At 61.7% G+C, this 21,526-nt stretch carries 21 protein-coding genes; 14 read left to right on the top strand and 7 right to left on the bottom strand.

The genetic code is table 11. The annotated features are described in order from the left end of the window. Window positions 1-80: 80 nt before the first annotated feature. Together C7I36_RS07805 and C7I36_RS07800 are read left to right on the top strand one after the other, a co-directional pair. Window positions 81-272, top strand: coding sequence for a bacterioferritin-associated ferredoxin (locus C7I36_RS07805; RefSeq protein WP_106453157.1), 192 nt, complete (start codon window positions 81-83; stop codon window positions 270-272). A gap of 128 nt (window positions 273-400) precedes the next feature. Next, the gene (locus C7I36_RS07800; protein WP_106453156.1) at window positions 401-862 is read left to right on the top strand and encodes a methylglyoxal synthase; all 462 of its coding nucleotides are present in this window, start codon (window positions 401-403) and stop codon (window positions 860-862) included. A 12-nt stretch (window positions 863-874) separates the two neighbouring features. Here the strand turns inward: C7I36_RS07800 and C7I36_RS07795 are convergent, their stop codons facing one another. Continuing rightward, on the bottom strand, window positions 875-1,447 hold the full coding sequence (locus tag C7I36_RS07795) for a superinfection exclusion B family protein (RefSeq protein ID WP_106453155.1): 573 nt from the start codon (window positions 1,445-1,447) through the stop codon (window positions 875-877). A gap of 237 nt (window positions 1,448-1,684) precedes the next feature. On the opposite strand from C7I36_RS07795, the gene C7I36_RS07790 reads away from it, so the two are divergent. Further along, window positions 1,685-2,116: a GlcG/HbpS family heme-binding protein gene (locus tag C7I36_RS07790; protein ID WP_106453154.1), complete on the top strand. Its 432-nt coding sequence runs from the start codon at window positions 1,685-1,687 to the stop codon at window positions 2,114-2,116. A 175-nt stretch (window positions 2,117-2,291) separates the two neighbouring features. Beyond that, window positions 2,292-2,912 (top strand): TetR/AcrR family transcriptional regulator, encoded by a 621-nt coding sequence (locus tag C7I36_RS07785; RefSeq protein WP_106453153.1) that lies wholly within the window; start codon window positions 2,292-2,294, stop codon window positions 2,910-2,912. Window positions 2,913-2,919: 7 nt separating this feature from the next. Here the strand turns inward: C7I36_RS07785 and C7I36_RS07780 are convergent, their stop codons facing one another. After that, complete coding sequence (locus C7I36_RS07780; protein WP_106453152.1) at window positions 2,920-4,311, bottom strand: MFS transporter; 1,392 nt, start codon at window positions 4,309-4,311, stop codon at window positions 2,920-2,922. Window positions 4,312-4,551: 240 nt separating this feature from the next. On the opposite strand from C7I36_RS07780, the gene xdhA reads away from it, so the two are divergent. The 5 genes from xdhA (at window position 4,552) to C7I36_RS07755 (ending at window position 11,699) form a co-directional block, all read left to right on the top strand. Beyond that, window positions 4,552-5,997: a xanthine dehydrogenase small subunit gene (gene xdhA, locus C7I36_RS07775; RefSeq protein ID WP_106453151.1), complete on the top strand. Its 1,446-nt coding sequence runs from the start codon at window positions 4,552-4,554 to the stop codon at window positions 5,995-5,997. Further along, a complete protein-coding gene (xdhB, locus tag C7I36_RS07770; protein WP_106453150.1) occupies window positions 5,990-8,392 on the top strand; it encodes a xanthine dehydrogenase molybdopterin binding subunit in 2,403 nt (800 codons plus the stop codon). Before xdhA ends, xdhB begins: the two co-directional genes overlap by 8 nt. A 220-nt stretch (window positions 8,393-8,612) precedes the next feature. Continuing rightward, complete coding sequence (gene xdhC, locus C7I36_RS07765; protein ID WP_106453149.1) at window positions 8,613-9,431, top strand: xanthine dehydrogenase accessory protein XdhC; 819 nt, start codon at window positions 8,613-8,615, stop codon at window positions 9,429-9,431. Between the two features lie 30 nt (window positions 9,432-9,461). Beyond that, window positions 9,462-10,769, top strand: a complete 1,308-nt coding sequence (guaD, locus tag C7I36_RS07760; protein WP_106453148.1) for a guanine deaminase — start codon at window positions 9,462-9,464, stop codon at window positions 10,767-10,769. A gap of 198 nt (window positions 10,770-10,967) precedes the next feature. Beyond that, complete coding sequence (locus tag C7I36_RS07755; RefSeq protein ID WP_106453147.1) at window positions 10,968-11,699, top strand: GntR family transcriptional regulator; 732 nt, start codon at window positions 10,968-10,970, stop codon at window positions 11,697-11,699. Window positions 11,700-11,828: 129 nt separating this feature from the next. Here the strand turns inward: C7I36_RS07755 and C7I36_RS07750 are convergent, their stop codons facing one another. The 4 genes from C7I36_RS07750 to uraH form a co-directional block, all read right to left on the bottom strand. Further along, entirely contained in the window at window positions 11,829-12,329 is a 501-nt protein-coding gene (locus C7I36_RS07750) for a universal stress protein (protein WP_106453146.1), read from the bottom strand. 150 nt (window positions 12,330-12,479) lie between these two features. Beyond that, a complete protein-coding gene (locus tag C7I36_RS07745; protein ID WP_106453145.1) occupies window positions 12,480-14,255 on the bottom strand; it encodes a SulP family inorganic anion transporter in 1,776 nt (591 codons plus the stop codon). Window positions 14,256-14,445: 190 nt separating this feature from the next. Continuing rightward, window positions 14,446-15,789: an NCS2 family permease gene (locus C7I36_RS07740; RefSeq protein WP_106453144.1), complete on the bottom strand. Its 1,344-nt coding sequence runs from the start codon at window positions 15,787-15,789 to the stop codon at window positions 14,446-14,448. 91 nt (window positions 15,790-15,880) lie between these two features. Beyond that, window positions 15,881-16,234: a hydroxyisourate hydrolase gene (gene uraH, locus C7I36_RS07735; RefSeq protein ID WP_106453143.1), complete on the bottom strand. Its 354-nt coding sequence runs from the start codon at window positions 16,232-16,234 to the stop codon at window positions 15,881-15,883. A gap of 361 nt (window positions 16,235-16,595) precedes the next feature. Between uraH and puuE the strand changes: the two genes are divergently transcribed. The 5 genes from puuE to C7I36_RS07710 all read left to right on the top strand — a co-directional run bounded on the left by puuE (window position 16,596) and on the right by C7I36_RS07710 (window position 20,456). Then, window positions 16,596-17,516 carry an allantoinase PuuE gene (puuE, locus tag C7I36_RS07730; protein ID WP_106453142.1) on the top strand — a complete coding sequence of 307 codons (921 nt, stop codon included), beginning with the start codon at window positions 16,596-16,598 and terminating at the stop codon, window positions 17,514-17,516. Next, the gene (gene uraD, locus C7I36_RS07725; RefSeq protein WP_106453141.1) at window positions 17,516-18,031 is read left to right on the top strand and encodes a 2-oxo-4-hydroxy-4-carboxy-5-ureidoimidazoline decarboxylase; all 516 of its coding nucleotides are present in this window, start codon (window positions 17,516-17,518) and stop codon (window positions 18,029-18,031) included. The genes puuE and uraD overlap by 1 nt, the downstream gene beginning before the upstream one ends. A 55-nt stretch (window positions 18,032-18,086) precedes the next feature. Further along, window positions 18,087-18,596 (top strand): ureidoglycolate lyase, encoded by a 510-nt coding sequence (locus C7I36_RS07720; protein ID WP_106453140.1) that lies wholly within the window; start codon window positions 18,087-18,089, stop codon window positions 18,594-18,596. A gap of 269 nt (window positions 18,597-18,865) precedes the next feature. Then, window positions 18,866-20,086: a methyl-accepting chemotaxis protein gene (locus C7I36_RS17555; protein WP_106453139.1), complete on the top strand. Its 1,221-nt coding sequence runs from the start codon at window positions 18,866-18,868 to the stop codon at window positions 20,084-20,086. Window positions 20,087-20,153: 67 nt separating this feature from the next. Then, window positions 20,154-20,456 (top strand): metal-sulfur cluster assembly factor, encoded by a 303-nt coding sequence (locus C7I36_RS07710; RefSeq protein WP_106453138.1) that lies wholly within the window; start codon window positions 20,154-20,156, stop codon window positions 20,454-20,456. A 3-nt stretch (window positions 20,457-20,459) separates the two neighbouring features. On the opposite strand, the gene C7I36_RS07705 is transcribed toward C7I36_RS07710, so the two are convergent. Then, window positions 20,460-21,506 carry an AI-2E family transporter gene (locus tag C7I36_RS07705; protein WP_106453137.1) on the bottom strand — a complete coding sequence of 349 codons (1,047 nt, stop codon included), beginning with the start codon at window positions 21,504-21,506 and terminating at the stop codon, window positions 20,460-20,462. Between the last annotated feature and the right edge of the window lie 20 nt (window positions 21,507-21,526).

Below are 21,526 nucleotides of genomic sequence, written 5' to 3'. Positions count from 1 at the left end.
CCCGTTTTTTATACCAATAACAACTTGCATTGATAACCACTATCATTTAGATTTGTCCCATCGAAGTGGAGGACATCTCTATGTACGTCTGTCTGTGCAAGGGTATAACCGAGCGCCAATTGAGGGAAGCGATTGCCGAGGGCAACACCGAGTTCATGCAGCTCAAGCGCGAGCTGGGGGTCGGTTCTCAGTGCGGCAAGTGCATACCGGTGGCCATGGCGATACTGGCCGAGGAAAACGCCAAGACCCCCCTGTACTACGAGGTGGCCTGAATCCTTGCCGCCCCGCTTGGATACCATTGCCCAAAGTCCCGTCAGGGACTTTTTCCGTTTCTGGGGGTGCTTATTTCGTCTGGCTTTGGCTACTATGGGGCATGACCCATGCGAGGATGTTGCCAGCCATGAATGAAGTCCAGAGAACCCTGCCTGCCCACAAAAATGTCGCCCTGGTGGCCCACGACCACAAAAAGGAGCAATTGCTGGAATGGGTGGCCGGCCACGCCGAGGCGCTCAAGCTGCATCACCTTTACGCCACAGGTACGACCGGGACCATGCTCAGCCGCAAGGTCGGGCTACCGGTGCGCTGTCTGATGTCCGGCCCCATGGGCGGGGATCAGCAGCTCGGTGCCATGATTGCCGAAGGCAAGATAGATGTACTCATCTTTTTCTGGGATCCGCTCAATGCCGTGCCCCACGATCCGGACGTCAAGGCGCTGCTGCGACTGGCCACTGTCTGGAACATTCCTGTGGCCACCAATGTCGCCACTGCCGACATGCTGATGAACAGTCCGCAAATGGGGCGGGATTTCGCTATCCGTATCCCGGACTACGAGGGATACCTCAGGGAGAGAACCGGCGGCTGAAGCCGCCGAAAATTAATGACGGCCCAGTTGTTTGTAGGCGTACTTGGGCCTGTTGTTCAAAATCATGCTTTTCTGCTCCTCACTCATGCTGGCCGGATTCAGTCCCAGTACCTTGAAGGTGAGCAAGGGGCGCGCTTCTAGGGTAATCATCAGGGGCTTGATGGCCTGCAGGCCCGGTTCACTGGGTTCGCCATAGGCATAGGTCAGTATGCCCTGTTCCAGCAGATTTTTGACGGCCGGCTCGGTAACCGGCAGTTTTATGACGCTTTTGCGTTGGATGACGAATTCCCGCAGGACGGCCTTTTCACTGGCATCCAGATATTCCAGCAGCTCTCGCAGCAACTTTTGTCTTACCAGCCGCTGCTTGCGGTAGAAAACATGCTGAAACAGCATGATGGCGCCGATCGACAGAAAGTAGGTGGCCGACAGGATCAGCCCAAGCACGAACAGCAGGCGGTAATTGGCCAGCCAGGTGCCAAAGCCCCCTGCAAAGAGCCTGTCCGGCAACAGGCTGATCATCAGGCAGCTCAGCAGCAACCAGCACATCAGCCAGTTCAGCGGTGAAACCTGTCGTAACTCCGGCATTGTCCTCTTCTCCTGTCGCCACCCGGTGTTCTCCCTATAAGCAAATTTCATGCCTTTTTCTGGCTAGCTCGAACCAAAGGGGAGATTAGTGGATTTTTGGTAGGAGAAAGGTGATCAATTGATTGTCTATATATTAAATGTATACAAATATATGTTAACATTGTCCCAGTTTTGTGTTTTATTAGTGCCCAATCATCCTTCTTCAGTTACGGCTAGACAGACAGGGAGTCATGGGTAATGAATACAGTTTCACTTGAACAGGCGCTGGTGATCACCACGGGGGCGTTGCAGCGGGCAACGGAGCTGGCAACGGCCCCGCTGACCGTGGCGGTGCTGGATAGCGCCGGCAAACTGGTTTCGCTGCAGCGCCAGGATGGCTCCAGCCTGTTGCGGCCGGATGTGGCCATCGCCAAGGCCTGGGGCTCCATTGCCCTCGGGCGCAGCTCGCGCGGCCTGGCGGAAATGGCGGCGGCCAGGCCGGCATTCATGTCTTCGGTCAATGTGCTGGCCCAGGGCAACATAGTGCCGGTGCCCGGCGGTGTGCTGATCCGTGATGCGCAGCACAACCTGCTGGGCGCTGTGGGTATCAGCGGGGATCAATCGGACGTGGATGAAAACTGTGCGGTAGCCGGCATCGAACTGGCCGGCCTGAAGGCAGACTGCAGCTGAGGACAGCCGGCTGCGGAGCTGGGCAAAAGTGTTGTTTTGGTCGAGGGGTAACCTTGGTTACTCTTTTTTCGCGCTCACCGTTGGTGGGCGCTTTTTTTTATCAATTTTTACCGGATTCCGGTATGGTTAGCAAAAATAAAGTCCAATTCTGTGGCCTGGAGCCAGAAAAAAACCTATGTCCCGGATCAGAGCCAAAAACGAAGAAAAAATTATCCGCGCCGCCAGCCGGATTTTTGCCGAGCACGGCTATGCGGCTACCAAAACCGCTGATATCGCCGAGTTGGCCCGGTTGCCCAAGCCCAACATTTATTACTATTTTGGCAGCAAGGAAAAGCTTTACCGGGCGGTGCTGGAAAGCGTGACCGAGCCCCTGCTGGCGGCGTCGGGCCCTTTTATCGAGTACCGGGATCCGGTGAAGGCCCTGACCGCCTATATCAAGGCCAAGTTGATGATCTCCCGGGACTATCCCTACGCTTCCAAGGTATTTGCCAACGAAATCATGCACGGCTCCCCGCACTTGCCGGAAGATATCATAGCCCGCCTGAGCGAGCAGACCCGCACCCTGGCGGCCCGGCTGAGCGACTGGATGTCCCAGGGGTTGATGGCACGGGTGGAGCCCCGCCACCTGCTGTTTGCCATCTGGGCCTCTACCCAGACCTATGCCGATTTTAACTGGCAGATCACCATGGCCCTGGGCAAGGATGAACTGGACGAGGAAGACTTTGAACAGGCAGCCGAGGTGATCACCCGGCTGGTGATCACCGGTTGCCAGGTCAGGTCGCTGGCCGGGGAATAAGGCGGGGCTAACCGTTTTTGGCCGACTCCGACAGGCGGGCATCCGGCATCAGCCAGCCCAGCAACAGGCAACACAGGGCGTAGCCCGCCACCCACAGGAACACCGGGACTATCCAGTCACCGCTACCGCCCTGCTGATATTGCCAACCCAGCAGGGATACCCCCAGGGTGCCCCCCAGGGAGCGGATGAAGTTCATCAGTGCCAGGCCCGAGCCCAGTTGGCGAGCGGGCAGGGCGTTCTGCACCGCGATGGAACAGGATACGATCAAAAAACCGATACCGACGCCAGTGCCGATTAACGCCGGATACAGCCAGGCGTCGGGCCGGGGCCAGTGCAATACCCACCCCAGGCCCAGGCTGCCTGCGGCCATGGCCAAGCCGCCCAGCCAGGGGAAGGGGCGACAATAGCCCTGGCCGGAAATCCGCTTGCCGCTGATAAAGGTGCCTGCGGTCACGCTCAGGATAAACCATAGCAAAACGATTCCCGTTTGTTCCGGCGTCATGTTCAGGCGCTGCTCTAGGGCCAGGGGCACATAAACCAGCAGTGCCAGGCGGATGGCCTCCGACAGGGCCAGCAATAGCACGGCGATGGCAAACAGCTTCTGGCACAGAAAACGTAATGGCAAAACCGGGTCCGGGTGGCGCCATTGGTGCCAGAGCAACAGCATGCTCAGGACCCCCGAAGCCGTCATCAGGGGGAGTGACCAGTCGGCCAGGACCGGCTGCACTATCTCGCCATGGGTCGCCAGGCCCCAACCGATGCCGCACAGCAGCAACAGGCCTATACCCAGGAAATCCTGCCGGCTTTGCGTACCTTCGTGCCCCAGCCCCTTCAGCGCCCAGTGGTTGAGTCCCAGCGCCAGCAATCCCAGGGGCACCTTGAAGACAAACAGCCAGCGCCAGTCGAACAGACCGATGATAACGGCACCGAGCAGGGGGCCGGCCACACTGGAAATAGCGAAAATGGCGGAGATATAGCCCTGGTAGCGGCCCACCTGGCGGGGCGGTATGACATCGGCGATCACCGCGAAGGACAAGGCAATCAGGCCGCCGCCGCCGGCGCCGGTCAGCAGCCGGGTGGCGAGCAGGGCGGGCAGGGTATTCATCAGGCTGCTGGCGAGCGAGCCCAGGGTAAAGAGTGCGAGCGCCATTGCCAGGCAGGGACGGCGGCCAAAGCGATCGCTCAGCCGGCCATAGAGGGGCATGCTGAGGGTCATGGCGAAGAGGTAGCTGCTCACCAGCAGGGGAGCCTGGGCGCTGGCGGAAAACTCCCGTCCCAGGGTGGAGATGGCTGGCATCAGCAGAGTAATCTCCAGGGCACCCAGCATGATGGCGAGGGCAACCCCGGTGAAAACCCGGCGTACCCGCTGCTGTTCGTCATGTATTTTCTGCTCAGTCATTCTGGTTTGGCTCCCGCTACACTTCATACAAAGGCAAAAATAATGATTGCCTCACATGTATACAAATTTGCGAACAATTGCTTGGTAGACAATGGCTTAACCGCTGCCGGGTTGCAGGGCGTTATCTTGCTGTGAAATATTTGTTGACTCAATGGTCAGTTTTTTATTTTAATTACACTTAAAGATAATGCCAATACGTTGGTCGGCAATGTGCAGTGTACTCGCTGAAGGAGGCAAACCTTGATTAAGTTCCTACTTAACCAGGAGTTGCGGGAGGAGAAGGACCTTTCGCCAAATATGACGGTGTTGAATTATCTGCGCACCCGCGCGGCTAAGACCGGCACCAAGGAAGGATGTGCGTCCGGTGACTGCGGCGCCTGTACCGTGGTGCTGGGGGAGCGCGAAGGAGACCGGATCAGCTATCGCTCGGTCAACTCCTGCCTGACCTTCGTGTCGGCGCTGCACGGCAAGCAGTTGATCACCGTGGAGGATCTCAAGTCGAAGGACGGCCGCCTGCACCCGGTGCAGCAGGCCATGGTGGACTTCCACGGCTCCCAGTGCGGTTTCTGCACCCCGGGCTTTATCATGTCCATGTTCGCCCTGAGCAAGAACAAGCCCGCGGCCGACAAGCACGACATCCTCGAGGCCCTGGCCGGCAACCTGTGCCGCTGCACCGGCTACCGGCCCATCGTCGATGCGGCCAAGGCCATCGCCGAGCAGCCGCAGCTGGCCGATGACTTCTCCCGCTACGAGGCCGAGGTGGTGGCCAGGCTGGCGCAGATCGAGACCGACACCCTGGTGACCCTGGAAGGGGACGACAAGGTGTGCTTCTCGCCCACCTCCAGCGCCGAACTGGCGACCCTGCTGGAACAGCATCCGGATGCCCGGCTGCTGGCTGGCGGCACCGATCTGGCGCTGGAAGTGACCCAGTTCCACCGGGAACTGCCCAAGATGATCTATGTGGGCAACGTGGCCGACATGAAGCAGCTGGAAGAAACCGACGAGCAGCTGGTGATCGGCGCCGCCCGCACCCTGAGCGACAGCTACGATGCCCTGAGCCGCAGCTACCCGGACTTCGGCGAGCTGCTGCACCGTTTCGCCTCCCTGCAGATCCGCAACCAGGGCACCCTGGGCGGCAACATCGGCAACGCCTCGCCCATCGGCGACGCCCCGCCGGTGCTGATCGCGCTCAATGCCCGCCTGGTGTTGCGCAAGGGCGAGCGGGTGCGCGAGCTGCCCATCGAGGAATACTTCCTGAGCTACAAGGTGACCGCCCAGGAGGAAGGGGAGTTCATCGAGAAGGTGATCGTGCCCAAGCCCGCGGCCAACCAGCACTTCAGGGTGTACAAGCTGTCCAAACGGATAGACGACGATATTTCCGCGGTGTGCGGCGCCTTCAACCTGACCATAGCAAACGGCAAGGTGACCGAGGCCCGCATCGGCTTCGGCGGCATGGCGGCCACGCCCAAGCGGGCTGCGGCCTGTGAGCAGGCGCTGGTGGGCCAGGACTGGAACCACGCCACCGTCAAGGCGGCGATGAAGGCCCTGGACGGCGACTTCCAGCCCCTGTCCGACTTCCGCGCCAGCAAGGAATACCGCGCCAAGACGGCGGCAAACCTGCTCTACAAGTTCTTTATCGAGCAACAGGATCTGAAACTGGAAACCAGGGTGACGTCTTATGTCTAACAAACCGCTGAACACGCTCACCATCGACGAAATGATGGAAAGGATCAAACAGGACCTGCAGACCGGCGTGGGCAAGAGCGTGCCCCACGACAGCGCCGCCAAGCAGGTGGCCGGCGAGGCCCAGTACATCGACGACCGGCTGGAGTTCCCCAATCAGTTGCATGTGTATGCCCGGCTGTCCGACAAGGCTCACGCCCGCATCACCAAACTGGATGTGAGCCCCTGCTACCAGTTTCCCGGCGTGGCCATCGCCATTACCGCCCAGGACGTGCCCGGCGAGCTGGACATAGGCCCGGTGCTGGCGGGGGATCCCCTGCTGGCCGATGGCAAGGTGGAATACTACGGCCAGCCGGTGCTGGCGGTGGCCGCCAACGATCTCGAGACCGCCCGCAAGGCGGCCATGGCCGCCATAGTGGAATATGAAGAGCTGCCGGCGGTGCTGTCGGTGGAAGAGGCGCTGGAAAAAGAGCTGTTCGTCACCGAGAGCCACAAGCAGCAGCGGGGCGACTCCGCCGCCGCCCTGAAAAAGGCCAGGCACGTCATCGAGGGCAGTCTGCATATCGGCGGCCAGGAGCACTTCTACCTGGAAACCCAAATCAGCTCGGTGGTGCCCACCGAAGACGGCGGCATGCTGGTGTTCACCTCCAGCCAGAACCCGACCGAGGTGCAGAAGCTGGTGGCCAGCGTCCTGGGCGTGCCCATGAACAAGGTCGTCATCGACATGCGCCGCATGGGCGGCGGCTTCGGCGGCAAGGAAACCCAGGCCGCGGGTCCGGCCTGCATGGCCGCCGTGGTGGCCCGGCTCACCGGCCGCCCGGCCAAGATGCGCCTGCCGCGGGTCGAAGACATGATGATGACCGGCAAGCGCCATCCCTTCTTCAACCAGTACAAGGTAGGCTTCGACGACAACGGCCGTATCGAGGCGGCGGAAATCGTGGTGGCCGGCAACTGCGGCTACTCGCCGGATCTGTCCTCGTCCATCGTGGACAGGGCCATGTTCCACTCGGACAACGCCTACTACCTGGGCGACGCCACCGTCATCGGCCACCGCTGCAAGACCAATACCGCCTCCAACACCGCCTACCGCGGGTTCGGCGGCCCCCAGGGCATGATGACGATCGAGCACGTGATGGACGAGATCGCCTCCAAGCTTGGCAAGGATCCCCTGGAGATCCGCAAGGTCAACTTCTACGGCAAGGATGAGCGCAACGTCACCCACTACCACCAGACCGTGGAGCACAACATCATCCACGAGATGGTGGCGGATCTGGAGCAGTCGGCCGAGTACGGCAAGCGGCGCGAGGAAATCAAGGCGTTCAACGCCCGCAGCCCGATCCTCAAGAAGGGCATCGCCATTACCCCGGTGAAGTTCGGTATTTCCTTCACCGCCACCTTCCTCAACCAGGCGGGGGCGCTGATCCACATCTATACCGACGGCAGCATCCACCTCAACCACGGCGGCACCGAAATGGGCCAGGGCCTCAATATCAAGGTGGCCCAGATAGTGGCACAAGAGTTCCAGGTGGACGTGGATCGCATCCAGATCACCGCCACCAACACCGACAAGGTGCCCAACACCTCGCCGACGGCGGCCTCCAGCGGCACTGACCTGAACGGCAAGGCGGCCCAGAACGCGGCCCGGACCATCAAGCAGCGGCTGGTCGACTGGGCGGCGGGCCACTTCAAGGTCAGCCCCGAAGAAGTGGTGTTCAAGAACAACTTCGTGCAGATCCGTCACCAGATACTGTCGTTTCCGGAGTTCGTGCAACTGGCCTATTTCAACCAGGTGTCGCTCTCCAGCACCGGCTTCTACAAGACGCCGAAGATCTACTACGACCACGCCACCGGCTCCGGTCGTCCCTTCTACTACTTCGCCTACGGCGCCGCCTGTGCCGAAGTGGTGGTGGACACCCTGACCGGCGAGTACAAGATACTGCGTGCCGACATACTGCACGACGTGGGCGACTCCCTGAACCCGGCCATCGACATCGGCCAGGTGGAAGGCGCCTTTATCCAGGGCGTGGGCTGGCTGACCACCGAGGAGCTGGTGTGGAACGACCAGGGCCGGCTGATGACCAACGGTCCGGCGGGCTACAAGATCCCGGCGGTGGCGGACATGCCCATCGACTTCCGGGTCAAGCTGGTGGAAAACCGCAAGAACCCGGAAGACACCGTGTTCCACTCCAAGGCCGTGGGCGAGCCGCCCTTTATGCTCGGCATGTCGGTGTGGTGTGCGCTGAAAGACGCCGTGGCCAGCGTGTCCGGCTACCGCCGCTACCCGCACATCGACGCGCCGGCCACCCCGGAACGGGTGCTGTGGGGCGTGGAGCAGATGCAGGCGCTGGTGGAGCAGGACGAGGCCGCCACCCGGGTCGAGGATGTGTTGATCAAGTAAGGGCAGGGGCAGCCTGGCTCAGGAGCTTGTGTTGACTGTTGGTACAGCGCTAAAGGTCGGCCAAAGGGCACTACTCCGCCGACCGTCACATGCCAGGGATGGCATGTGCGAGCGTACAGGGATGTATTCACAGCGTGTCGGCGGAGGTGGCCCTGTTGCCTCTCTGCATGCCAACAGGCCAAGTGCCGGTGGCGGAACCATCGTCTTCGAGGAGTAAGCTATGTTCAAGGATAACTGGATTCAGGCGCTGGCCGAGCTGGAACAGAAGGGGGAACCCTGTGTGCTGGTGACGGTGGTGGAGCACAAGGGCTCCACCCCGCGGGACAGCGGCACCAAGATGCTGGTGACCGAACAGGGCTGCCATGCCACCATAGGTGGCGGCCACCTCGAATACAAGGCGCTGGAACTGGCTCGGGACATGCTGGCCCGGGGCGAACAGCAGATGAAGGTCGAGCGCTTCAACCTGGGGGCCAGCCTGGGCCAGTGCTGCGGCGGCATGGCCACCATCATGCTGGAGCCGGTGGTACGGCCCCGCCACCACCTGGTATTGTTCGGCGCCGGCCATGTGGCCAAGGCGCTGGTGCACATAGTGGCGACCCTGCCGTTTCGCATCACCTGGATAGACGAGCGGGCCGAGGAGTTTCCCGCCGAGCTGCCTGCCGGTGTCACCCGGGTGGTGAGCGAGGATCCGGTGGACGAGGTCGACGACCAGCCGCCCGGCAGCTTCTACCTGGTGATGACCCACAACCACCAGCTCGATCTGGAACTGTGCGCCCGTATTCTCAAGCGCAACGACGCCCGCTACTTCGGGGTGATCGGCTCGCGCACCAAGCGCAAGCGCTTCGACTACCGGCTGCGCGAGCGGGGCTTCGACGACGCGGCCCTGGCCCGGATGATCTGCCCCATCGGCCTGGCCGAAGTGAGCGGCAAGCACCCGGCGGAAATCGCGGTGTCGGTGGCCGGCCAGCTGATCGCCGCCTACCAGGCCGAGCCGGCCCTCATGACAGCGGTGGCACCCGCCGCCGCCCATTCGCTTTAATTCAGAGTTGAAGAAAGGAGACGCACGACCATGACGCAGCCAAAGGCGTATCGTGCCGCCATTTTGCACAGCCTGGGCGATCCGGCCCGGGTCGGCCTGGAGGCCAGCCATGCCTACTATCCGGACGGCGTCCTGGTGGTGGCCGACGGCCATGTGCGCGACATAGGTCCGGCCGAGGAAGTGCTGGCCCGCCAGCCCGCCGATATCGAGCTGGTCCGTTTCGAACATAAACTGATCACCTCAGGCTTTGTCGATACTCATATCCATTTTACCCAGACCGAGATGATTGCCTCCTACGGCGAGCAACTGCTCGACTGGCTCAACAACTATACCTTCCCGGAAGAGCGCAAGTTTGCCGACCCCGACCATGCGCGGCGGGTTGCCGGCCTGTTCCTGGATGAATTGCTGCGCAATGGCACCACCACCGCCATGGTGTTCGGCACAGTGCACAAGGCCGCAGTGGACGCCTTTTTCAGCGAATCGGACCAACGCAATATGCGCATGATCGCCGGCAAGGTGCTGATGGATCGCCATGCCCCCGACTACCTGCTGGACACGCCGGAATCCGGCTATGCCGACAGCAAGGAATTGATCGAGCGCTGGCACAACCAGGGCCGCCAGTTGTACGCAGTGACGCCGCGCTTTGCGCCCACCAGCACTCCCGAACAGCTGACCCTAGCCGGCCGACTGCTGGCGGAATACGACGACGTCTATATGCAGACCCATTTGTCTGAAAACCGCAAGGAAATCGAATGGGTCGCAGAGCTGTTCCCGGAGCAAAACGGCTACCTGGACGTGTACGACCATTTTGGCCTGCTCGGCGAGCGCTCCATTTTCGCCCATGCGGTACATTTGGATGATCACGAGTGCGAGCGGCTGCATGGTACCGGCTCCGGGGTTTCCTTTTGCGCGACCTCCAACCTCTTTCTCGGTTCAGGATTGTTCAACCTGGCCCGTTTCGAACGCCATGGCGTTAATGTCAGCCTGGGCACGGATGTCGGTGCGGGGACCAGTTTTTCCCTGCTGCAGACCATGAACGAGGCCTATAAAGTGTTGCAGCTTCAGCAGCAGAAGCTGCATCCGCTAAAGGCGTTCTACCTGGCGACCCTGGGGGGGGCCGAGAGCCTGCGGCTGGCGGATCGCATCGGTAATCTGGAGGTCGGCAAGGAGGCGGATTTCGTGGTGCTGGACCTGCACGCCACACCCCTGATGCAGGCGCGGATGAACAATGCGCACAATCTTTTCGAGCAACTTTTTGTACTGATGATGCTCGGAGACGACAGGGTAGTGGCCGAAACCTATGTTTACGGCAATTGCCTGCACCGGAAAAATGCGTAATGCCCCGGGCCAAGCCCGCGGTTCGCCAGAAAACGCCCGTTGAGGGCGTTTTTTGTGTTCAGTCACAGACTTTGATATTCCGGCTGCCGAATCGTTAAAAACCCAGTAAGATTGTATACGACATTAATAACAATTTAATTAACAGGCAGGGATTGCGGTACATCGCCGTACATGCAGGCCGTAACTGGAAACCTAAACATGAGTTCACTCAGTCAACTGGAGCCAAGACCTGTCAAGTCGAGCTCAAACACCCAGGACGATATCGTTTACGAACATATTTTCGATGCCATTCTCGAGCAGCGGCTGGCGCCCGGCACCAAGCTCAGCGAGGAAGCCCTGGGCGAAATCTTCGGCGTCAGCCGGACCATTATCCGCCGCGCCTTGTTGCGGCTGTCCCACGAGCAGGTGGTCAGCATCCGGCCCAACCGCGGCGCCGTGGTGGCGGCGCCCAGCGTGGAAGAAGCCCGGCAGATCTTCGCCGCCCGCCGGGTGGTGGAGCTGGCGGTGACCGAACTGGCGGTGGCAAATGCCACTCCGGAAAAACTGGGCCGGCTGCGCACCATGGTGCAGGAAGAGCAGGATGCCTTTGCCCGGGGCGACCGGGGCTCGGGTATCCGTCTCTCCGGTGAGTTCCACCTGGAGCTTGCGCATGTGGCCGGCAATACTCCCCTGCTGAATTTCCAGCGCAGCGTGGTGTCCCAGACCTCGCTGATCATCGCCCAGTACGAAGTCGGCCATAAGGCCCACTGCTCCTTCAACGAACACGAAGAGCTGCTCAAGGCCATTGAAAACGGCGACAAGGACAAGGCCGTGGCCATGATGAAGGAACACCTGGACCATATCGAGGCCAAACTCAACCTGGACGGCGAATCCGCCTCCACCGATTTGCACGTGGTGTTTTCCGGCGTGGTGAAAAAGAACCGGCGCTGATCCTTATGCCGTGCCTGGAGCCGCGCCTGCCGCCGCTCCGGGCGTTTCCTTACTCGCCGCTTTTTCCCATATCCTGCCGTGCTCCAAGCCGCTACCCCCTGTTTTGCGGAGGGATTGATGGCGGGAGGATCAGCTCGTTTTCTTTTCCGGCCGGGGCACTATCAGGGTGGGGATACGCGACTCCCGCAGCACGTTCTTGGCCACGCTGCCGAGCAGGGTGTGCAGCCAGCCCTTTTCGTGGGCGCCCATCACGATAAGATCGCAACCCAGCTCCCGGGAACGCCGGAGTATGGTCTGCACCGGGTAGCCCTCGACCACCTCACAGCCGACGATTTTGCTGCGCAGTGCCTTTTCGCTCGGGGCTATCACCTCCCAGAAATAATCCTGGCGTTGCTGCAATTGCTCCCTGGCATGGTTGAGCCGCTGGTGCAGGAATTCCTCCCGGCTGCTCTGGTTGAGGATGTAGGACTGCAGGGTCAGCTTCTCGTCGCCGGACAACTGCTCCACCACGCTCAGCACATGGATATCGGCGCCGGTCTGCCTGGCCAGGTAAACGGCGTACTGGAAGGCGTAGGAGGCGTTTTTGGAGAGATCGGTGCAGTAAAGGATCTTGTTCACTTGGGGCAGCATCTGGGCACTCCTTGCAATGGTTGGCCTGTGGCTAACAGTATGGCGCCGCCGCCGGGGCTTGTCCTTGACCTGGCTCAGCCTCGGCGGCGATGAACAGGTTTTCACAAGGCGGCGAGGTTTTGAAGCCGATGAACAGGCAACGCACGACCACTATGAATCCTCTTGCCCGGCGACCGTGCCAGGTGGTGCCAGGTGGCACTCCTTGAAGATACGGGCGGTGCAGGTTTTGCACACCGCCGGATCCAGCCGGTCATAGATGTGGTGGATGGCCCGGCCTTTGTTGGGAAAAATATGGTCCCTGCCCAGTTCCTCGAGCAATTGGTTGCGATCCAGGAAGCGCTGGATCCCTTCCTTGAGGTTGGCAAAATACAGGTCACCGCCCTCGGCCCGACGGCGGCGGGCTTCCTGTACCAGCATCTCGGCGCCGACGATGTCCACGAAATTGATGCCGCTGCCCAGGATCAGCAGCCGGGGCTCGCGGATGTTTTGCAGGTATTCCTGCACATGGTTGACCGCCCCGAAGAACAGGGAGCCTTCGATGCGGATGATGCGCAACTGGGGGCAGTAGGGCAGGCGTCGTTGCTCGGCGCTGACGAAGACGGGATGCCTGGCGTCCGGATCCGGCAGCATGGAAACGATGCGCGGTTGGGACGTGCGCTTGAGATAGAACACCAGGGACAGCAGCACGCCGGCATAGATGGCGAACTCCAGCGCCACCAGCAGGGTGGCGGCAAAGGTTACCAGCAGTACAGTGGCTTCGGAGCGAGCGGCCCGCACGATCAGCCGGATATGGTGGAAGTCGACCAGGTTCCAGGCCACCAGCAGCAGCAGGCCGGCCATGGCGGGCATGGGCAGCCAGGCGGTGAGATCGGAGCCCAACAGCAGGATCAGCAGCAGGAACAGGGAGGCGAACACCGCCGCCAGCGGGGTTCTGGCGCCTGAGGTATAGTTGACGCCGGTGCGGGTAAAGGAACCGGACGAGGCATAACAGGAAAAAAAGGCGCCGACCACATTCGACAGCCCCTGGCCGACAAACTCCTGGTTGCCGTCCAGCCGCTGGTGGGAGCGGCTGGCCACTGCCCGGGCAATGGAGGCGGCTTCGACCAGGCCGAGCAGGCTGATGGCCAGGGCGCCGGAGGCGAGGGCGCTGATGCTGCCCAGGCTGAAGTCGGGCAGGCTGAAGGGCGGCAGGCCGGCGGGAATGGCGCCGAGCAGGGCAATGTGTTGCCGGCCGGGATCGACCAGGGCGGTGGCCAGCGCGGCGATGATCAGCGCCAGCAACATGTTCGGCCAGCGGGGCCGGTAATGGCGGATCAGAACACAGCAGAGCAGGGTCAGCAGGCCGATGCCCAGGCTGTAGGGGTTCACCTCGGACAGGTGCAGGATCAACTGCCGCAGGGTCTCAGGCACAGAGCCGTCGGTGGCCAGCGCCAGGCCGAGCAGCCCGGGCAACTGACTGACCGCGATCAGCACCGCCGCGCCGGCGGTAAAGCCGATCACCACGGAATGGGAGACGAAGTTGACCAGCACGCCGAGCCGGGCCATGGCCAGCAGCAGCTGGAAGACTCCCTTCATCAGGGTCAGGGTCAGCGCCAGCTTGATGAACAGATCGCTGCCCGGCTCGGCCAGCGGGCTGACCGCGGTGAACACCACCACCGACATGGCGGCGGTCGGGCCTGAGATCAGGTGCCAGGAGGAGCCGAACAGGGCGGCGATGATGGCCGGAATAATGGCGGCGTAAAGGCCGAACTCGGGGGGCAGGCCGGCGATCAGCGCATAGGCCACCCCCTGGGGCAGCACTATGATGGCATTGGTCAGGCCGGCCTGGGCATCGGCGCGCAGAGTGCGGCCGTTGACCATGGCGGCCCATTGCAGAAAAGGAAAGAGCCGTCTCCAGGCCGCACCGGGCTTTCCCCCGTCGTTCATCTTCCATCCCCCTGTGGTGGCGGAGCGGGCGCCGGGCCCGCCGGATATCCCTTATTAAAACACGTCTGTGGCCTGATGTGGCCCCATGGTGCGGCGGCGGGCGACACTGCCGGGCTGAGACGTGGACGGAAACAAAAAAACCACCGGCTGGCACCGGTGGTTTTTGGGTTGGGTGCCAAGCCGCCCGTGTTTACATAAACACGAACTTGGCGATAAAGATGGCGCTCAGCACATAGACGCCGATGGATACCTTGCTGGCGTGGCCGGTGGCCACCTTCAGCACCGCATAGGTGACAAAACCCATGGCGATGCCGTTGGCGATGGAAAAGGTCAGCGGCATCATCAGCGCGGTCACCGCGGCGGGCGCCATTTCGGTGTAGTCGTCCCATTCGATCTTGGCCATGCTGCTCATCATGGCGAAGGCCACGAAAATCAGGGCGCCGGCGGTGGCGTAGGGCGGTATCATGCCGGCCAGGGGCGCCAGGAAGATGGACACCAGAAACAACACGGCGATGGTAACGGCGGTCAGGCCGGTGCGGCCTCCGGCGGCCACGCCGGCCGAGCTTTCCACATAGCTGGTGACCGGCGGGCAACCGACGAAGGTGCCGATCACGGAAGAGGCACTGTCGGCCTTGAGGGATTTTTTCAGGCCTTCGATGGAGCCGTCCGGGCGGCGCAGGTTGGCGCGCTCGGCCACGCCCATCAGGGTGCCGGCGGTATCGAACATGTTGACGAACAGGAAGGCGAGGATCACGGTGATCATGCCGATGTCCAGCGCGCCCATGATGTCCAGTTTCATGAAGGTGGGGGCAATGCTCGGCGGCATGGCGAAGATGCCGTTGTATTCCACTATGCCCAGGCCTAGACCGATCAGGGTGACGCTCATCACGCCGATCAGCACGGCACCGAACACCCGGCGGTGGACCAGGACGGAAATGATCAGGAAGCAGACGGCGGCGAGTAGGGCGCTGGGCTTGGTGAAGTCGCCCAGGGTCACCAGGGTGGCCGGGCTTTCCACCACTATGCCGGCGGTTTTCAGACCGATCAGGCCCAGGAACAGGCCCACGCCCGCGGTCATGGCGTAGCGCAGGGATTCGGGAATGGCGTCGAGTACCCACTCGCGGATTTTCCAGAAGCTCATGGCGGTAAAGATGATGCCGGACCAGAATACGGCGCCCAGCGCCACTTCCCAGCTATAGCCCATTTCCCCGACCACGGTGAAGGCGAAAAAGGCGTTCAGGCCCATGCCCGGCGCCAGGCCGACCGGCCAGTTGGCGTACAGTCCCATGAACAGGGTGGCGATGGCGGCGCCGATGCAGGTGGCCACAAACACCGCGCCCGCATCCATGCCCGAGGCGGACATGATATTGGGGTTGACGAAGATGATGTACGCCATGGTGATAAAGGTGGTCAGTCCGGCGACCAGTTCGGTTTTAACCGTAGTGCCGTGGGCGCTGAGCTTGAACAGTCGGTCCAGCAGTCCGCTGCCGGCGGGAAGTGCCTGGCTGGCAGGCTCATTCTTGATGTTTTCCATGACCTGAGGTCCTCGAGTAGGTTGAGTGGCAGACTGCCAATGCCGCACGATTTTCCTTCGTCCACGGCATTGGCATGGCTGCTGCAACCCGTTAGCTGCCTCTGTAGGTAGAGTAGCTGTAGGGCGCAATCAGCAGGGGTACGTGGTAGTGCTCTTCGCCGTCGGCGATGCCGAAACGGATGACGACGTCATCCAGAAAGGCAGGCTCGAGCAGCGCTATACCTTGTTTTTTGAAGTAACCGGCGGTGTGAAAGACCAGCTGGTATTTACCGGCCACATAGTCGTCTCCTGCCAGGATGGGCGCATCGGTACGGCCGTCGTGGTTGGTGTAAACGGTGTTGAGCAGTGTGGTGCTCTCGCCCTCCACCCGATACAGTTCCACTTTGATGTCGGTGCCGGGCAGGCCCTTGGCAGTATCCAGTACGTGTGTAGTCAATCTTCCCATTGTGTCGTTACCTTGCGCGTGATACGCGTCTCTGTTGATCCAAGGTACTGTCGGCGCGGGCGTCGACAGAACTAATTTTACATCAAAATAAAACAGCTCGTCTACATTGAATTAACAACAATGTGTACAATAAGCCCGAGTAAACGGTCTACAAAGCTGAAAGCTATTTTGATCATCGCAGATTGTCTTTGCTTTGATAGTCTAAAGCAAGGTTTCAGGGTAAGATCTGATACAAAAACTAAACCTGTTATTTACATATATTGTTTTTATTGTATACAATGATTGTCATCAAAATGACCGGCAAGCCCCCGTCAAGCTTGTTTCGGCCGGTGTTTTAACCCTCTCTTCAAGGAGTTTTCCGATGAGCCAGTATCAAGACTATCCCCGTGACCTCATCGGGTATGGAGCCAACCCTCCTCACCCAAAATGGCCCGGCGACGCCCGCATTGCGATTTCCTTCGTGCTGAACTACGAAGAGGGCGGCGAACGCAACGTACTGCACGGGGATGGCGAGTCCGAATCTTTCCTGTCCGAGATGCCCTCGGCGGTGTCCTGGCCCGACGTGCGCCACATGAGCATGGAATCCATCTATGAATACGGCAGCCGGGCCGGCGTATGGCGCCTGCTGCGCCTGTTCAAGCGCTACGACATACCGCTGACCATCTTCGCCGTGGCGACCGCCATCGAGCGCTATCCGGAGATCGCCCGGGCGTTCATGGATGAGGGACACGAAATCTGCTCCCACGCCTACAAGTGGATCACCTACCAGTTCATGAGCGAGCAGGAAGAACGGGAGCAACTGCACCAGGCGCTGGAGATCTTCGAGCGGGTCTGTGGCCAGCGCCCGCTGGGCTGGTACACCGGGCGCGACAGCCCCAACACCCGCAAAATAGTGATGGAAGAGGGCGGTTTTCTCTACGATTCCGACTCCTACGGTGACGATCTGCCCTATTGGGTCGACAACAAGGGCAAGGGCCACCTGGTGATTCCCTACGCCATGGATACCAACGACATGCGTTTCGGCCAGGGCTGCTACAACACCGGCGAGGAGTTTTACCAGTATCTGAAGGATGCCTTCGACGTACTCTATGAAGAAGGCGCCGAAGCGCCCAAGATGCTGTCCATCGGCATGCACTGCCGGTTGCTGGGCCGCCCCGGCCGGATGGCGGGCCTGGAGCGCTTCATCAAGTACGCGCGCAGCCACGACAAGGTGTGGTTCACCCGCCGCGTCGACATTGCCAAGCACTGGCACGAGCACCACCCCTATAAAGGAAACAAGTAATGAGCCGGTTCAAAACCTGTACGCCCAGCACCCTGGGCCGCGACCAATTCGTGGCTACCTTCGCCGACATTTACGAGCACTCTCCCTGGGTGGCCGAGCAGACCTTTGACCAGGGCCTGACCGAGGCCGACAACGAGGTTGAGCAACTGCACGGCCGCATGTGCCAGGTGCTGCTGGCTGCCGACAGGCAAGCCCAGCTGGACCTGATCAATGCTCACCCGGATCTGGCCGGCAAGGCCGCCCAGCGCGGCGAACTGACCGAAGCCTCCACCAACGAGCAGGCCGGCGCCGGTATCAACCAGTGCACGGCGGAGGAGTTTGCCCGCTTTACCGAGCTGAACAATGCCTATAAGGAAAAGTTCGCCTTTCCTTTCATCATGGCGGTAAAAGGCTCCAACCGTCACCAGATCCTGGCGGCCTTTGAAGAGCGTATCCACAACGACTACGACACCGAGTTTGATCGCGCCGTGAAAGAGATCAACAAGATTGCCCTGTTCCGTCTGAGCGACATGTAACATGGCCGGCGGGGCCTGCAGGCCCTGCCTTCTTTCTTCTCTGCAGGAGGCAGCAATGATCAAAACTCTCAAGATCGAGCCGCTGACCAAGGAAGCCTTCGCTCCCTTTGGCGACGTCATCGAATCCGAAGGTCGTGACTATTTCATGATCAACAACGGCTCCACTCAGCGTTACCACAAGCTGGGCGAAGTACAGCTGGACGAGCAGGGCCAGGGCATCATTAGCATCTTCCGTGCCAAGACCCTGGAATACCCGCTGCAGATCAAAATGCTGGAGCGCCATCCGTTCGGCTCCCAGTCTTTTATTCCGCTGTTCGGCCACGACTTCCTGCTGGTGGTTGCCCCGGTGGGCGACGGCAGCATGAACATTGACCCGGCCACCGTGCGCGCCTTCCGCGCCAGCGGTCGCCAGGGCGTGAACTACCACAGGGGCGTGTGGCACCATCCGATCATGGCGCTGCGCGACAACGACGAGTTCCTGGTGGTGGATCGCAGCGGTCCGGGCAACAACTGTGATGAATTCTTCTTCGACGAGTCCGTCCGGCTGACCGTCGAACTGGGCTGAGTCCGTCTTGTTCACGCCCCGGCCGGTCCGGGGCGTGGCGCCTCAGGGCTGCACCCGCCCGCCTCAATATGCGGCTGTCCCCGCCGCTTCCCCTCCTGCCTGTCTCCCACCGGTATCCGAGCCCGGGCAACGGCCAGGTTATTGGCCGCCCTGCCTTTGGGATGGCCTTTGTGCATAACAAAAATCCCCGCCGGCGGGCTCCCGGCGCTTGTGGGGAGCCAAACCCCATGTTATTTCTATGTGAAAATACTTTTCATAAAGGTAATGGCATGGATGCACTCAATGTGGGCTGGCGCGACCGGCTGCTGATGAATATCCCGCTCAGGCACAAGCTGATGCTGGCCTGCTATTTGGCGACCCTGGCCCTGCTGGCGCTGCTCTACGGCTACTGGCGGTTGTGGCGGGCCCAGGCCGGGCCGGACGACAGTATGCTGCCGGTGGCGGGGGCCGTGGCGTCGGTGATCCTGCTGCTGTGGCTGCTGGCCCGGGCGGTGAGCGCCAACCTGCTGCCGCTGCTGGCCCATATCGAGGCGATGATGGCCCGGGTGGCCCGGGGCGGGCTGGAGCAGAGGGTCGGTTTTTCCGGCGCCGACGAGTTCGGCAAGATCGGCACGGCCATCGACACGACCCTGGAGCACCTGGCCGCCACCTTCGAATTGATGGAGCGCTCGGCCGGCGGCCTGCGTGGCGCGGTGGACAACATCGGCGCCGCAGTTGGCCGGGCCGGTGAAGAAGTGGGTGCCCAGCATCGCCAGGTGGCTCTGTGCCGCCAGACGGTGGCCGGGCTGAACGAGGCCATCGGCCAGGTGGGCGACCACTCCCGCCAGGCCGAACACCTGGCCGGACAGACCCATGACGAGGCCCGCAGTGCCGGCCGGCACATGGCGGCCGCCATGCAGGGCATGGAGCAACTGGTGGCCGATACCGAGGATGCCAGCAGCGACTCCCGGGTGCTGGGCGACACCCTGGCTCGGGTTGGCACAGTGGCGGAAACCATCAAGGCGATTTCCGAACAGACCAACCTGCTGGCGCTCAACGCCGCCATCGAGGCGGCCCGGGCCGGTGAACAGGGGCGCGGTTTCGCGGTAGTGGCCGACGAGGTGCGTACCCTGGCCGCGCGCACCCAGGCGGCGACCCGGGATATCCAGCAGATGATCGACACCCTGTCCGAGCGGGTCGGCCGCAGCATGGGCATGATGGCGCGCAACGCCGCCGCCAGTGCCGAGGCGGCCTCCGGCGTGCGGGCCGGCATGCAGGCGCTCGACAACATACTGCAGCGGATGGCGCGGATCAGCGGCATGAACCGGCAACTGGCGGGAGCCGTGGCGGAGCAGGAACAGGCGATGGCGGATCTCAACCTGAGCCTGGCCCGGCTGCTGGAGCAGGCCGACAGCTCCCGCCACCAGCTCGACACCCTGGGACAGGATCGGGACCGGGTGGCGCGGATTGCCGGCCAACTGGCGGCCAGCCTGGCGCGGCTCCGGGCCTGAGCCCGCTTGCACCGGCGCCGGACACTGCGGATAATCGGCTTTTCACACGCGGAAGGGGCAGGCAGCCATGGTAACGGAACAAAGGGTGCGGGAGGCGCTCAGCGCGGTGCTGGATCCCGAAGTGGGGGAGAACATCATCGAGCTGGGGCTGGTGTACGGCGTCGAGATCGAGCCATCGCGACTGGCGGTGACCATGACCATGACCTCGCCCAGTTGCCCCATGGGCGACTGGATCCGGGGGCAGGTGGAGCAGCAACTGGCCGGGCTGTGCGAGCCGGGCCAGCAGGCAGAGGTGCGGCTGGTCTGGCAGCCGGCCTGGAGCCCGGAGCTGATGAGCCCGGCGCTGCGGGCCCGGCTGGGGTGGCAGTGAGGGTCAGTGCGACTGATTGAACTCGCGCATGAAAATATCCCAGAACACCAGAAACAGGGCCGCCACCAAGGGGCCGATGACGAAGCCGTTGATGCCCATCAGGCTGAGCCCGCCGAGGGTGGAAAACAGCACCACATAGTCGGGCAGCTTGGTGTCCCGGCCCACCAGTAGCGGACGCAACACGTTGTCGGCCAGGCCGATCACCAGGGCGCCGAAGGCTACCAGCACGGTGGCGGCAATCCAGTCGCCGGTGGCGTACAGGTAAATGGCCACCGGCAGCCACACCAGGCCGGCGCCGATGGCCGGGATCAGCGACAGGAAGGCCATGACCACCCCCCACAGCAGGGGGCCCGGTATTTCCAGCGCCCAGAAGATGAAGCCGCCGAGCGCTCCCTGGGCCATGGCCACCAGGATATTGCCCTTCACCGTGGCCCGGGTCACCTCCGAGAATTTGGCGAACAACTTGCGTTCGCGCTCGTCCCCCAGCGGCAGCGCCTTGACCAGCAATTCGGTCAACTGATGGCCGTCGCGCAGCAGGAAAAAGCTGAGATACAGCATCAGCGCCACGTTCATGATAAAGCCGAAAGTACTCTGGCCGGCGGTCAGCGCCTTTTCCGCCAGCAGCCGGCTGCCGGCAACCGCCGCTTCGGAGAGCTTCTGGCGGATGCTGTCGATGTCGATGCCGAGCCGCTCTAGCAGTTCGGGCAGCAGCGGAAAGGCGGTGCGGATTTGCTCCAGCACCCGCCCCGGGTTGATTTCGCCCCGATCGATACGCTGGTAGAAGGCCAGCCCTTCCTGCACAAAGGAGGTGGCGATCACCAGCACCGGCAGCACCACTATCACCACGCAGATCAGCAGGGTCAGCAGGGCGGCGCTGTTGGGCCTGGGACCAAGGCGGAGCAGTATCCGCTCCTGCAACGGGTAAAAGATCACGCTGATGGCACAGGCCCAGAAAATGGCGCCCCAGAAGGGTTTGAGCACCAGCCCGAACAGCAGGCTGACCAGCAGCAGCATAAACAGAAAGGAACGTTGTTCGAGTTTTTCACGCATGGGGCGGTTCCGCAAGAGAC

The organism is Zobellella taiwanensis (assembly GCF_003012795.1).
In the GTDB taxonomy this organism is placed as follows: domain Bacteria; phylum Pseudomonadota; class Gammaproteobacteria; order Enterobacterales; family Aeromonadaceae; genus Oceanimonas; species Oceanimonas taiwanensis.
Note: the sequence above shows the minus strand (reverse complement) of the source record. Positions and strands in the feature narration are given on the sequence as shown.